11 protein-coding genes are annotated in these 14759 nt (G+C 43.7%); 8 read left to right on the forward strand and 3 right to left on the reverse strand.

Annotation, left to right across the window (positions count from 1 at the left end; all coding sequences use genetic code 11):
• Window positions 1-158: 158 nt before the first annotated feature.
• The 8 genes from rfbC (at window position 159) to gndA (ending at window position 12509) form a co-directional block, all read left to right on the forward strand.
• Window positions 159-698, forward strand: coding sequence for a dTDP-4-dehydrorhamnose 3,5-epimerase (gene rfbC / locus AACU55_RS22700; protein ID WP_112198264.1), 540 nt, complete (start codon window positions 159-161; stop codon window positions 696-698).
• 79 nt (window positions 699-777) lie between these two features.
• Window positions 778-1650 (forward strand): dTDP-4-dehydrorhamnose reductase, encoded by an 873-nt coding sequence (gene rfbD, locus AACU55_RS22705; RefSeq protein WP_134706174.1) that lies wholly within the window; start codon window positions 778-780, stop codon window positions 1648-1650.
• A gap of 116 nt (window positions 1651-1766) precedes the next feature.
• Entirely contained in the window at window positions 1767-2603 is an 837-nt protein-coding gene (locus AACU55_RS22710) for an ABC transporter permease (RefSeq protein WP_112151818.1), read from the forward strand.
• Window positions 2593-3972, forward strand: a complete 1380-nt coding sequence (locus AACU55_RS22715; RefSeq protein WP_112151819.1) for an ABC transporter ATP-binding protein — start codon at window positions 2593-2595, stop codon at window positions 3970-3972. The genes AACU55_RS22710 and AACU55_RS22715 overlap by 11 nt, the downstream gene beginning before the upstream one ends.
• A complete protein-coding gene (locus AACU55_RS22720; RefSeq protein ID WP_134706175.1) occupies window positions 3959-8995 on the forward strand; it encodes a rhamnan synthesis F family protein in 5037 nt (1678 codons plus the stop codon). Before AACU55_RS22715 ends, AACU55_RS22720 begins: the two co-directional genes overlap by 14 nt.
• Before the next feature lie 76 nt (window positions 8996-9071).
• Window positions 9072-9992 (forward strand): glycosyltransferase family 2 protein, encoded by a 921-nt coding sequence (locus AACU55_RS22725; RefSeq protein ID WP_134706176.1) that lies wholly within the window; start codon window positions 9072-9074, stop codon window positions 9990-9992.
• A gap of 14 nt (window positions 9993-10006) precedes the next feature.
• Window positions 10007-10825: a glycosyltransferase gene (locus AACU55_RS22730; protein ID WP_112151822.1), complete on the forward strand. Its 819-nt coding sequence runs from the start codon at window positions 10007-10009 to the stop codon at window positions 10823-10825.
• Between the two features lie 274 nt (window positions 10826-11099).
• Window positions 11100-12509 carry an NADP-dependent phosphogluconate dehydrogenase gene (gndA, locus tag AACU55_RS22735; RefSeq protein WP_013575079.1) on the forward strand — a complete coding sequence of 470 codons (1410 nt, stop codon included), beginning with the start codon at window positions 11100-11102 and terminating at the stop codon, window positions 12507-12509.
• Window positions 12510-12628: 119 nt separating this feature from the next.
• Here the strand turns inward: gndA and hisIE are convergent, their stop codons facing one another.
• From hisIE to hisA, 3 genes are read right to left on the reverse strand one after another with little or no spacing between them, the layout of a single operon-like run.
• A complete protein-coding gene (gene hisIE / locus AACU55_RS22740; protein ID WP_037034927.1) occupies window positions 12629-13243 on the reverse strand; it encodes a bifunctional phosphoribosyl-AMP cyclohydrolase/phosphoribosyl-ATP diphosphatase HisIE in 615 nt (204 codons plus the stop codon).
• Between the two features lie 23 nt (window positions 13244-13266).
• Window positions 13267-14040 carry an imidazole glycerol phosphate synthase subunit HisF gene (hisF, locus tag AACU55_RS22745; protein ID WP_134706177.1) on the reverse strand — a complete coding sequence of 258 codons (774 nt, stop codon included), beginning with the start codon at window positions 14038-14040 and terminating at the stop codon, window positions 13267-13269.
• On the reverse strand, window positions 14022-14759 hold the full coding sequence (gene hisA, locus AACU55_RS22750) for a 1-(5-phosphoribosyl)-5-[(5-phosphoribosylamino)methylideneamino]imidazole-4-carboxamide isomerase (protein ID WP_121019429.1): 738 nt from the start codon (window positions 14757-14759) through the stop codon (window positions 14022-14024). The genes hisF and hisA overlap by 19 nt, the downstream gene beginning before the upstream one ends.

The raw sequence follows: 14759 nt of genomic DNA on the forward strand, positions 1-14759 counted from the left end.
TCTGAGTGAGCCACAATAGGCATTTGTGGTACGATTTTTTAGAAAATGGGAATGGCTGAATGCTTCATAAATGGAATTTGTAAGAACGGCATCAACAACCGTTTATACAGCAAAGGTAACGTGTCGTTGGATAATTGCATAACGAGTGAGCTATAAAAATGAATGTTATTGACACAGAAGTTATTGGCGTAAAATTAGTGGAACCTAAAGTTTTCGGTGATGATCGCGGATTCTTTTTGGAAACATTTCAGCAAAATCGCTACAAGGAAATGTTAGAAATCGATCTGGATTTTGTTCAGGATAACCACTCCCGTTCATCGAAAAACGTTCTTCGTGGCTTACATTTTCAAACGTCTAAACCGCAGGGCAAGTTGGTTCGTGTTGTCCGTGGTGAAGTATTTGATGTTGTGGTTGATATCCGTCCAGAGTCCGCAACTTTCGGTAAGTGGGTAGGTGTATATCTTTCGGAAGACAATAAGAATCAGCTGTGGGTACCACCCGGTCTTGCCCATGGCTTTGTGGTGATTTCAGACTTCGCCGATTTTGAGTATAAATGTACTGATTACTATGATCCGAAAAATGAAGGTTGCTTGATCTGGAACGATCCTGAAGTCGGGGTAAAATGGCCTGTTAGTGAACCGTTGCTCTCTGCAAAAGATGCATTGGGTCAAGGTTTTTCAGAACTTTTTAAAATTTGATGTGCTGTCAAAGGCCTCGGGTTTTGGCTTGAGGCATCAATACAAGAACACTGTAAAATTCTATAGGTACTTTAACCAAATGAAATTGTTGATCGTAGGATGCGCGGGCCAGGTTGGTAGAGAATTGGTGCGACGAGCTCCGGCTGATTGGGAGGTAAAAGCTGTTGACAGGCAAGAGCTTGACATTACCGATCACCGGAAAGTAATGAGTGTTGTCAGCGAGTTCCGCCCTAACTCGATTATTAATGCTGCTGCCTATACCGCTGTCGATCGTGCAGAATCTGAACGTGAATTTGCCTATTTAATCAATAGCACAGGCGCTGAAAATTTGGCTATTGCAGCGCAACAGGTTGATGCTTCTTTTCTCCATATATCGACTGACTATGTTTTTTCTGGGGACCATGAGGGATGCTATGTGGAAACAGATACCACAGGGCCTACCGGTGTTTATGGTGCAAGCAAATTGGCAGGTGAACAAGCTGTTGCCATGGCTTGTAAAAAACACATTATTTTGCGTACTGCCTGGGTATTCGGTGAGTATGGCAACAATTTTGTAAAAACAATGCTGCGACTGGCGAAAGACAGAGAGCAATTATCTATTGTTGGGGATCAATTCGGAAGTCCAACTTATGCCGGGGATATCGCGGAAACTCTGCTTGCAATAGCTGGTCAACTTAAGCCTGAAGACGAACGTTGGGGCGTGTATCACTATTCAGGGTATCCTTATACATCATGGGCAGGTTTTGCGGCAGAAATCTTCACCTCAGCTACAAAACATTCAGTTCTCGCTAAATCGCCTTCAATACTGGATATTAAAACTGTTGAATACCCGACGCCTGCCAAACGTCCCTCCAACTCCAAACTTGATTGTGGCAAGTTATTGAAAAAATTCAATATTGCACCAAGTGACTGGCAGAAAGCACTTGAAAATATCGGTGCGTACCACGGGTGAAATTAGAAAATTGATTCAGGCAACTTTCAAGGTGTCAATTAATTTGAGTTGAGTTTTAAAAAACCTCAACTCAAAGAAACTGTTAACTTTCAAATGTGAAGCAAAAAGAGAAGTCTATGAATCCTCATTTAGGAAAACCCACTTCACTGCTTTCGCTATTTAATAGCGCGTGGAATAATAAAAATTTAATATTACAGATGGCTAAGCGTGAAATTATTGGCCGATATCGTGGTTCAGTGATGGGGGTCTTCTGGTCATTCATCAACCCAATTTTTATGCTGGTTGTATATACGTTGGTGTTCTCGGTTGTTTTTAAAGCCCGCTGGGGCACTCAGGCTGCTGGAAATGAATCTAAAGCCGATTTTGCGATAATTCTCTTCGTCGGTTTGATCATCCACACACTGTTAGCTGAAATGCTCAGTCGTGCCCCTTCCATGATTTTAAATAATGTAAATTATGTTAAAAAAGTAGTTTTTCCTCTTGAAATATTGCCGCTGGTCGCGCTGGGTAATGTGCTTTTCCATAGTTTTGTTAGCACATTTGTTTTGTCTGCGGCTTTTGTCATATTTAATGGTTACCTTCATTGGACTATAGTTTTCTTTCCATTAGTCCTGTTCCCTTTGATTTTACTGACGCTGGGTTTAACTTGGTTTCTTGCCTCGTTAGGGGTGTTTATCCGTGATGTTAGTCAAACCATTTCGATTGTAGTCACTGTATTAATGTTTCTTTCCCCTGTGTTTTATCCTATTACAGCTGTGCCTGTTGCAATGAGAAAAGTAATTTTACTTAACCCATTGACATTTATTATCGAGCAAGGAAGGGCTGTCATTATTTGGGGGAAATTACCTGATTTTACGGGGCTGGCAATATATTCCTTGATTGCAATTTTCATTATGTGGTTAGGCTATGCTTGGTTCCAAAAGACTAGAAAAGGATTCGCAGATGTCCTCTGATGATTTTGCCATTAGAATTGAAAATGTTGATAAATGTTTCCAGGTCTATGAAAGTCCTGCACGCAGGCTTAAGCAATTCGTTATGCCTAAAATTGACCGTAAATTAGGGAAAGAGGCACGCATCTATCATCAGGACTTCTGGGCGTTAAAAGATGTGTCTTTTAATTTACCACGTGGCCAGACGATGGGGATTGTTGGCCAAAATGGTTCTGGCAAGTCCACACTCTTGCAAATAATTGCTGGGACTTTAACGCCGACAGCGGGAAATGTAGCCGTCAATGGTCGTGTTGCAGCCTTACTGGAACTGGGGGCAGGTTTTAATTCTGATTTCACAGGTCTGGAAAATGTTTATTTAAATGCTTCTCTTTTGGGGTTATCTAAAGAGGAAACTGAGAATAAATTAGATGACATATTATCTTTCGCAGACATTGGCGGTTTTATCAACTCTCCGGTCCGTTCGTATTCGAGTGGGATGTTGGTCCGCCTGGCATTTGCAGTTCAGGCGCAAATAGACCCAGAGATTCTTATTGTTGATGAGGCCCTGGCAGTTGGGGATGCAAAATTTCAGGCGAAATGTTTTTCACGACTGAAAAGGCTTAAACAGGACGGTACTTCAATTCTTTTTGTATCACATGCCACAGAGCAAATTGTGACACATTGTGATAGTGCACTGTTGTTAGACCATGGAGTGGTACAAGTTCAGGGTAGCCCTAACGATGTGGTTAACAGGTATTTGGATGTTCTTTTTGGTAAGAAAAACGGCTCATCCATTAGAAAAGATCAAGACGATAAACTTGAGAAGGCTGTTTCCCGTGAAGTTCAGATTCGGGACCGGGAATCGAAATCTAACCTCTCACCTGGTAGCTTCAGCTCATTATTGACGGGAGAATACTCAGAACGCCCTAACTATAATCCGTCAGAGTACCGATGGGGAGACCGTGCAGCGGAACTGATAGATTTTTACATCTGTCAAGATGGTGAAGATTATCCAAGCACAGTTACACCTGGAAAAGAATTAACCCTGGCTATTAAAGTAAGATTTCGCGACGTTGTCGTGAGGCCAATATTTGGTTTCGCTATTAAAACTAAAGAAGGCGTGACAATCTATAACACGAATAGTGAATGGCAATCTGTAGACTTGGTTGATGTGGCGGAAATTGATACTGAAATGGTGGTTTCTGTTACATTGCCGATGATGGTATATGAAGGTGATTTCTTTATCTCTGTCGGTATTGCCAGTAGTTCTCTTGATGGTGAGATCATACCGCACGATCGCCGGTATGATTCAATACACTTGGCTGTCGGGCCTGTAAAATCTTTCACTGGCTTAGCCAATTTGAATGCGAGAATAAATTTTGAAACAGAATAACATACATGAAATTTTATTAAATAATGACTTCTTTATTGATAAAACGACCAATGTTTGGCGTCCTGTTGAATTGCCAGCTTTTGCATATAATGACGGTGATGAGGCTGAGAATTACGTATTGAAGTCTGTTACCGAATCAGCTGATGTAAGCATAAATTCAAAAGAGCTGTCAGATAAGATGAAGGATTGGCCATCCACTTATCATCTTTCCTCCAGACGCTCGAATTTATTGCGTCCTTTTGAGCAGTGGTTAAAAGGTAAAAAGGTTCTCGAAATAGGTTGCGGTTGCGGCGCAATAACGCGTTTTTTGGGAGAAAGTGGCGCTGATGTTGTATCGGTAGAAGGAAGCCTTCGACGTGCTCAAATTGCAAGAGCACGAACCCGGGATTTGTCTAATGTAGACGTCATTTGTGCACCGAGTGATATTATACCTGACATTGGTCATTTTGATGCAGTTATACTTGTAGGCGTATTGGAGTATGCGCGAGTATTTCTTGGACACGATGGTCAAAAAACTCTTTTAGATTCATGTCGGGACAGAATGACTGAGACCGGCAAGCTTTTCGTCGCAATCGAAAATAAATTAGGTATAAAGTATTTTTCAGGAGTCAATGAAGATCATGTAAATATGCCAATGTTTGGTATCAACAACTCTTACACTGAAAAAAGCGTCGTTACTTTTGGCCGTAGTGAACTTAAAGCTGTGCTAGCTAATTCAGGTTTTTTGCATAACGAAGAGTTTTTGCCACTTCCTGATTATAAATTACCCGTCAGCATTATTTGCCCGCGTGGATGGAAAAACTTTTCATCACAATTTTCGCAACTGGCAATCGAAAGTGCACATCAGGACCCGCAGAAAAATTCAGAAAATTATTTTTCTATTGAGGAAGGTCTTTATAATATTTGGAATAATGATCTTGCACCTGATTTGAGTAACTCTTTTTTAATGGTAAGTAGTCAGATAAAACCTGATGAGGAAATTATCGATCAAACGATCGCTGCTTATCATTTTTCAGATGGCAGAGCTAATGAATTCAAAAAAACAAGTCTATTCAAAACTAATTTAAATGATGAATTAGTTGTGCTCACCAGTGGCGGTGATGTTTCAATTCCATCATCAGTTAATGAACATTCAATTGTTGAAAGTGGTGTTTTCCATGACGGCGAGAGTTTATGGCTTTCTCTCGTTCATACTGTGAACAAACCCAACTGGACAATTCAAGATATCGTTTGCTGGTCCAGTATCTGGATCAATGAAATTCAAAAGCGAGCCAGTCTTTCCAAAGAATTCAATAGCCTGACGGTTTTGCCTTCTGAGTTTTTGGATGCAATGCCTTTCAATTTTATTACATTAGATAATGGTGATAAGAAACTTTTTGACCAAGAGTGGAATTCACCTGCTGAGATTACTCTGGGATATATAGTCTTCAGAGGGATTTTCCATTCTCTATTGCGATTGACGTCAATTTCATCAAGCCCGTCTTATCGGGGAGAAAGTATTGCTGATTATTCATTATCTATTATGAATGCAATAGGCTTTAGCTGTGACGATGATTTAAAAAATACCTGGTTGAAAGCAGAAGCAGATTTTCTGGCATCTGTTCAGTCTAAAGATGCTGTTGCTATACTCTCTGTTCTTAAAGAGGTAAAATTAAATGTCAGAAGGGATTCTGCAAAGGCTATTGTCAACGACTTAAACACTGCAATTGAAGAACAGAAACATTTACAGGGGCATATTGCAGAATTGCTTACTGTAGCTGATGAACGCGCAAGCGTAATTCAGTCACTTGAATTAGATATTGCCGGCAAAGAGATGACTATTAAAACATTAGAAGATGCCAACAGAGAAAATGTTGATAAATTAAATAATTCTCATTTAGAACTACTGGATAAAATATCTTTACGTGATAAGCAACTCACTGAGCTTTATAACGATGCTGCTCTCAATGAGCAGCTTTTGGGACAGTGCCGCCATGAAAATCATTTATTGCAACAGCAACTAAATGGTATTTACGATTCTTCCAGTTGGAAATTTTCAGCTCCTATCCGCGTAATTTCAAGACGCACTCCCTCTTATTTACGCAATCCAGCGCGCGTGATTTTTAGAAAATTTTTCTATATTGGACAAAGTGTTAAGGTTAAATCTGGCCAAGTTGTGCGGAACGTTATACGCCCTGCTAAATTGCTCACCACACGAGTGAATCAGCGCAGTAGAACATATGCACAGCGTGTTTATCATGCTCTGCCAGATAGATATAAGCTTAGTGCTTTAAAAGTTGCGATGAAATTAAAACCAGAATGGTTCTATGACCATCCATCTTTTATCCGTACTAACGAGAGCATTGCAGGGATCAGACAAGCTAAAACTGACTGGATGGTTGATATTAATACCTGCAGAGACAATTTTAAAGGAACACCAGGCAAGGTCGCTGTACACTGCCACATATTTTATCATGATTTAATAAATGAGTTTAGTGCCCATCTATCAGTTATCCCGTTCTCATTTGACGTTTATGTATCAGTTACTACTGAGGAAGGGAGAGACGTTTGTACTAATGCGCTGAAGAAAATAAAAAACATTTCTAATTTATATGTTGAAATTGTACCGAATCGCGGCAGAGACATTGCGCCGATGTTCTGTCAGTTTGGTGAACGGCTAAAAGAATACGATTATGTCTGTCATATACAGAGCAAAAAGTCTCTCTATAATGGTGGGACAACGTTGGGATGGCGTGAGTATTTGTTTAATACTCTTTTAGGTACTGAAAAAAATACAAATCGTATTTTTGGATTATTCCAAGATAATCCTACGGTAGGGATCATTTTCCCCCAAGCTTTTGTTCAGGTGCCGTATCCGGCATTTACATGGTTGGCTAATAAGCAAGATGGGGCAATGCTTTGTCAACGTATTGGTATACCGATGCCTGAAAGTTATTACCATTTCCCAGCGGGTTCCATGTTTTGGGCAAAAATGTCAGCAATGAAACCTCTTTTTGACCTAAATCTTCAATGGGAAGAATTCCCGGAAGAATTGGGCCAAACTGATGGTACATTAGCGCATGCGCTGGAAAGGATGCTCGGGATTGTACCTACATCTCAAGGCTATCAGTCCATTATTATAAAAGATCATAGCAGCCCTTCTTGGTCACCATTTCGCTTTGATCAGCAATATTTAAATCGTGCTGATGAAACTTACAGCCATTTGATCAGAGATTCCAAAACTAAAGTTATAGCATTCGATATTTTTGATACATTACTTGTTCGTCCATTACTCGTTGCCGATCATACTAAAGAAATCATTCGTCAGAGATTGAATGAGTCCGAGGGCAAGCTCTTTGCTAATTTCAGAGCAATGGCAGAGGTTAATGCACGCAATATTAAAGGGAAAGATATTTCCATCTCTGATATATATGAGCAGTTTGGCTTGCTAACTAAACTGTCTGCCGAGAAATGTGCTGAAATTCAACGCATTGAAGAAATTGTTGAATTAGCATCAGTATCACCTCGAAAAGATATGGTACACCTCCTCAATAAATCCAAGGAATGGGGCAAACGTGTTGTTCTCATCAGCGATATGTTTTTATCAATACAAACTATCGAAACGATGTTAGAGCTCAATGGGATTGATAATTATGATCGCCTATACCTTTCCTCAGATTTGGGCATAAGGAAAGATACCGGACAACTCTATTCATTCATGCTTGATGAAGAAGGCGTGAAGGGTGAGGAAGTTGTTATGTTTGGTGATAATGAGCGCTCCGATTTGCAACTGCCTTGTGATGAGTTCAAATTGCGTGCTTTACACATACTCCGTGCTGCAGATCTCGCCAAATCTTTGCCTGAATATGAGACTCTTATTCGACCAGAAGTTTATGAGAACAATCTCAATCGAGAATTGACCATTGGGATGTTAGTCAGAGAAAACCTGAATAAATGCTATAACTTTGATGCTAATGATATTGCTATATTTTCATCTGCCCCTCGTCAACTTGGCTTTAATCTCGTGGGGCCGACAATATCAGCATTTTGCGCATGGCTTGCTGAGAGAGCAAAAGCGCAAAATGTGACGGATCTATATTTCCTTGCTCGTGAGGGTAAGCTAATCAAGCAAGTTTATGATGCATGGTCCAAAACAGTTGATGATGCTCCAAATAGCCACTATCTACAGGTTTCCCGCAGAGCGGTTAATGTCCCAAATATTGCGTCATTTGAAGATATTTGTGCAATCGCGCTGTCTAATTATTATCCTAATAAAGTACAGAGCTTTTTCTACGAACGGTTTGGTTTAGAACTTTCAGATGATCGTTGGAATGAGATTTATGCCTCAGGTGTCTGGAATAAAGATACTTTACTCCAGGTAAAAGACGGGGATTTGTCTGCTATTAATGACTTATTGCATGTTCTTACACCTGATATTTTGGCTGAAGCTTCAGCTGAAAAGAACATCCTTTTACAGTATTTTGACTCTGTTGGGCTTACCAGCAGCGAAAATGTAGCGGTAGTGGATGTGGGATATTCTGGGACGATCCAAAAATCTATAAATAAATTATTATCTGGTCCAATTCACGGATTCTATTTCGCGACCGCACATAACATTCGCGAGGGCATGCCAGAAAATGCATTTGCCGAAGGCTGTTATGTTGAATTGGGGCAGGCTAAAAATATTGGCTCCCGCATATTCAGTAACAGTTTCTGCTTGGAGCAATTATTAAGCGCTAATGACCCTCAGGTGACGAAGTATGTCTTTGATGAAGATAATTTATTTAAACCACGCTTTAAGGTTTTAAGTGAAGCAGAATTGTCCACTCAACCCACCCGAAACGCGTTGCAAGAAGGTGCGATGGACTTCGTGAATCAGTCCGTTGAGATTAGAAATAAATTTTACAATAGCTTTGTACCTTCGGTAGAGATTGCTGATGTACTGTATGCTGATTTCATTGAAGCAACGCTTGAGAATAAGAACAGTGTCCTGGAAAAAATGGTTCTTGATGATGACTATTGTGGAAGAGGTTTGATCAACTGAGTTTTTGGTTTTCTTTTCTAAAGTCTGCCCCTGTGGGGCAGACTTTTTCTCAGTATCAGAATAAGGTTATCCCAATATGCAGGACCCTGAAATTGCAGTTATGATGTGCACGTACAATGGTGCACCATATTTGCTATCTCAACTAGAATCTATTGAAAATCAATCTGTCAATAATGTACATATTTACATCTCTGACGATGGTTCTTCCGATGAAACCTGCGCAATAGCCCGTTCATTTATTGATTGCTCCCACTTTGAAGGCACACTCTTAAAAGGTCCAAAACGCGGGTTTGTAGAAAACTTCATGCATATGGTTAACAATGAAGAAATATGCGCGAAATATTATGCCTTTTCTGATCAAGATGACGTCTGGAAATCTGACAAGCTGGAGCGGGCGATTAATTGGCTTTCTGAGATCCCTGAGGATGTCCCTGCGCTGTATTGTTCCAGGACAACATTGACGGATGCTGAAGGAAAAATCATCGGGGCCTCCCCTAACTATAAGCGTCCCCCGGCTTTCGCAAATTCAATCCTTCAAAACATTGCCAGTGGCAATACGATGGTTTTCAATCATAAGGCCAGAGAGCTTCTTGCTCTGGCTTATGGCGCTCCTATGGTTGCGCATGACTGGTCTCTCTATCAGATTGTCAGCGGATGTGGTGGGAAAGTTTTTTTTGACACTATTCCTACTGTATTTTATCGACAACACCATAATAATGTTATTGGCAATAGTATGGGGCTGGGTAAGCGAATACAAAATTTTTTGCAGGCTCACAGTGGGAGAGCGGCTATCTGGAATAATATGAATTTTGAAGTGCTGGGCAGGGTCAGTCGACACCTTACGCCGGAGTCTGCGGCGACTCTGCACGACTTTAAAAGCATCAGGAACAGTAGCCTTTCGATGAGGTTAAAACTGATGAAAAGTTCCGGTATCTATCATCAACAGGCCATCGGCTATTTCACCACACTGACTTATGTGCTGCTGAATAAAATATAAGACTGGTATAAATAGTGAAAATCATCGCTTCCTTAGTGCTCTATAAACACCAGTATGCGGATATCGAGCCAACGATTAACTCATTGATTAATGAGGAAACTATATCAAAAATTGTCATTGTTGATAATGGCGGGGAATGCCGCTGGTTAAAAGACTATAGCCACCCTAAAATCGAGATCCTAATTTTAAAGACCAATTGTGGTTTCGGGACAGGTCATAATGAAGTATTCAGGCGTTATGCAGAGCAGTATGAGTTTACGCTGATCTGTAATCCGGATATTGCTTTCAAATCCGGCGAAGTTGACAAACTCTATCATTACTGTGTCATTAATAAGATCGGATTGAGCATTCCTAAAGTCATTTACCCAGATGGTTCCTTGCAGCATTGCTGTCGACTATTGCCGACACCGTATCAGCTTTTTATAAGACGTTTTTTTACCCGCCTTTCCAGCGGTATTAACGAGACTTATGAACTACATCAGGCTGATCTCAATCAGGCATTTTTCGCCCCCTCTTTATCCGGATGCTTCATGCTCATGAGCAGGGATGCCCTGAAGGAAACAAAAGGATTTGATCCCCGTTTTTTCCTTTACCTGGAAGATGTTGATTTATCTCGAAGGGTGAGCCAATCAGAATTCGCTGTACGATATTGCCCTGACTCTGTTGTCGTCCATGAGGCTCAGCGTTCCTCATACCAGAATAAAAAATTTATGATTTATCACGTTGTTTCCGCAATTAAATATTTCAATAAATGGGGTTGGTTCTGCGACAAAGAGAGAGCACAGCTTAACCAGAAATGCCTTAGCCAGTTACCGACTAAGAATGGCCGTTGAGACATAAGTCGTTAAAGTGTGCCCGCGAAAGCTCTTTTTTACCTGCATTCCCCACATGTTACCGGTAAAGTAAAGCTGGCCTCTGAGAAGGGCGAAGCAGGGGATTGCTGGCATGTGCGATCAGAATATTGTTATGGCTGCAATAGGTTCACCCTTCGCCATTCTCATGTACAATGCTTGTGTTCATTTGTATGGCTCAGTGCAGTTAAACTCACTGTTTACAGGGGTTTAGACTAAAAACTGGGCGATCAACTATTTCAGACAGGAGTTGCTAATGTCCAAACAACAGATCGGCGTTGTCGGTATGGCGGTCATGGGCCGTAACCTCGCGCTTAACATTGAAAGCCGTGGTTATTCCGTTTCCATTTTTAACCGTTCAGGCGACAAGACTGATGAAGTCATCGCTGAAAATCCGGGTAAAAATCTGGTTCCGCACTACACCGTCGAAGAGTTTGTTGACTCGCTGGAAAAACCTCGTCGTATCTTGCTGATGGTGAAAGCCGGTGAAGCAACTGATAAAACCATCGCATCCCTGACTCCGCACCTGGATAAAGGCGACATCCTGATCGATGGCGGTAACACCTATTACAAAGACACCATTCGCCGTAACCGCGAACTGTCCGAGCAAGGTTTCAACTTCATCGGTACCGGCGTTTCCGGCGGTGAAGAGGGCGCGCTGAAAGGCCCGTCTATCATGCCTGGCGGTCAGAAAGAAGCCTACGCGCTGGTAGCACCTATTCTTGAAAAAATCGCAGCCCGTGCTGAAGATGGCGACGCTTGTGTGGCTTACATCGGTGCAGATGGTGCTGGCCACTACGTCAAAATGGTGCACAACGGTATCGAATACGGCGACATGCAGCTGATCGCAGAAGCGTATTCTCTGCTGAAGCAGTCCCTGAACCTGAGCAACGAAGAGCTGGCGACCACCTTTGCTGACTGGAACAAAGGCGAGCTGAGCAGCTACCTGATCGACATCACCAAAGACATCTTCACTAAGAAAGACGAAGAAGGTAAATACCTGGTCGATGTGATCCTGGATGAAGCAGCGAACAAAGGCACCGGTAAATGGACCAGCCAGAGCTCACTGGATCTGGGCGAACCACTGACGCTGATCACCGAGTCTGTGTTTGCCCGTTACTTGTCTTCCCTGAAAGACCAGCGTGTTGCGGCTTCTAAAGTACTGTCCGGCCCGGCGGTGAAACCTTTCTCTGGCGACAAAGCGGAGTTCATCGAGAAAGTGCGTCGTGCTCTGTATCTGGGCAAACTCGTTTCTTACGCGCAAGGCTTCTCACAGCTGAAAGCCGCATCAGATGAGAACAACTGGGATCTGAACTACGGTGAAATCGCGAAGATTTTCCGTGCGGGTTGTATTATTCGTGCACAGTTCCTGCAGAAAATTACCGATGCGTATGCTGAAAATGCCTCTATCGCTAACCTGCTGCTGGCTCCGTACTTCAAAAACATTGCTGATGAATATCAGCAAGCGCTGCGTGATGTCGTGTCTTATGCCGTTCAGAACGGTATCCCGACGCCAACCTTCTCTGCTGCGATCAACTACTACGACAGCTACCGTTCTGCGGTTCTGCCCGCCAACCTGATCCAGGCACAGCGTGACTACTTCGGTGCGCATACTTACAAACGTACCGACAAAGATGGCGTATTCCATACCGAATGGTTGGATTAATTGCCTGACCGGCACGTGTTAAGCGTGCCGGTGTTGTCACGTCGAGACAAAAAAAGCCGCCAATGCATCAGCAAAGGCGGCTTTTTTACGTCTGAACTTTTACTTTTGAATTTTCGACGTTATTTCTTATGACGCTGACGCAGATTCTCAATGACCGCACTCAGGTTCAGATCCTGATCCTGCAGCAATACCAGCAGGTGATAAATGAGATCTGAGGCTTCGTTTTTCAGTTCAAAGCGGTCGTTGACGGTGGCGGCCAGCGCAGTTTCAACGCCTTCTTCACCGACTTTTTGTGCGATGCGTTTGGTACCGCTGGCGTAAAGTTTGGCGGTATACGAGCTTTCCGGATCGGCGGTTTTGCGCGAGGCGAGCAGTTCTTCGAGCTGATACAGAAACGCCCAGTCGGTTTCAGCAGGGTGGAAGCAGCTGTTATTGCCTTTATGGCAGGTCGGGCCAACCGGATTGACCAACACCAGCAGCGTGTCGTTATCGCAATCCGGGGTGATGCTGACGACGTTCAGATAGTTTTCTGACGTTTCGCCTTTGGTCCACAGACGCTCTTTAGTGCGTGAATAAAACGTTACCTTGCCGGAAGACTGCGTAACGCCCAGTGCTTCCTGATTCATATATCCGAGCATCAGCACTTCACCCGACACCGCGTGCTGGATGATGGCTGGCATCAGGTTATCCACTTTTTCCCAGTCGAGCTGGCTAATCTGTTCATCGGTCAGCAGACCGGTTTTTACATCCTGATTACTCACAAGCGGATCTCCACGCCATTTTCGGCCAGGTAGCTTTTCAGCTCGCCAATATTAATAATTTGTTTGTGGAACACGGAGGCGGCCAGTGCGCCGTCGACCTGTGCTTCGCGGAAGGCGTCAAGGAAGTGTGACATGGTCCCCGCGCCGCCCGAAGCGATCAGCGGAACATGACACACTTCGCGGATCATCTTCAGTTGCTCAAGGTCATATCCGTTACGCACGCCGTCCTGATTCATCATATTCAGCACAATTTCACCTGCGCCGCGTTCCTGCACTTCCTTCACCCAGTCGATAGTCTGCCAGGTGGTGATCTTAGTACACGCTTCATCACCGGTAAACTGATGAACCTGATAAGTTCCCGTCTCTGTATCGTGCCACGTATCGATACCCACGACGATACACTGTACACCATACCTGTCGGCAAGGCGGGTGATCAGTGTCGGATCCGCCAGGGCAGGGGAATTAATAGAAATCTTATCTGCACCAAACTGTAAAATCTGGCTGGCATCTTCAAGGCTCTTAATGCCACCCGCCACGCAGAAAGGGATATCAATAACTTCAGCCACGCGCGATACCCAGCTTTTATCCACTACGCGGCCGTCGCTTGAGGCGGTGATGTCGTAGAATACCAGTTCGTCCGCGCCTTCCTGCGCATAGCGCTGCGCCAGCGGTACGATATCGCCGATGATTTCGTGATTGCGGAACTGTACGCCTTTGACGACCTGACCGTCTTTAACGTCGAGGCAGGGGATTATCCGTTTTGCCAGCATGAAATTGCCTCCGTCACATTAAATTTACCGTCGAGCAATGCGCGCCCGACAATCACGCCTTCCACACCGCTGTCACGCAATGCAGCGATATCATCCAGTGAGCCGATACCGCCTGAAGCCTGAAACGCCACCTGCGGATAACGCGCTGTCACTTCACGATAAAGTTCGACGTTGGAACCGGCCAGCGTACCGTCACGGGAAATATCGGTGCACAGCACATGTTTCAGGCCGAACGGCAGATATTGCTCGACGACCTGTTCCAGCGTGGCATTGGAGTTTTCCTGCCAGCCGCTGATGGCCACATTTTTGCTACCTTCGGCATCGATGCGTACATCCAGTGCCAGCACCAGCGCATCCGCGCCGAAACGGCTGAACCAGCCCTGCACGGTCGCTGGATCTTTCACTGCGGTCGAACCGACCACCACGCGGGTTGCGCCAGCGTTAAGCAGTGCTTCAACGTCCTGCTCATTACGGATGCCGCCACCGACCTGCACCGGCACGGAAACACCGGCCAGTAATTTCGTCAGCAAAGGGATCTGGCGTGCAGCCGGATCTTTCGCGCCGGTTAAATCGACAAGGTGCAGAACCTGCGCACCTTGCTGCTGATAATCCTGTAAACGCGGTAACGGATCATTGCCGTAGTCACGTTGCTGACCGTAATCGCCCTGATGCAAACGCACCACGCTGCCTTCGATCAAATCCAAAGCGGGAATAATCAT

The organism is Rahnella sp. CJA17(1/100) (genome assembly GCF_963881615.1).
Classification (GTDB): Bacteria; Pseudomonadota; Gammaproteobacteria; order Enterobacterales; family Enterobacteriaceae; genus Rahnella; species Rahnella aceris.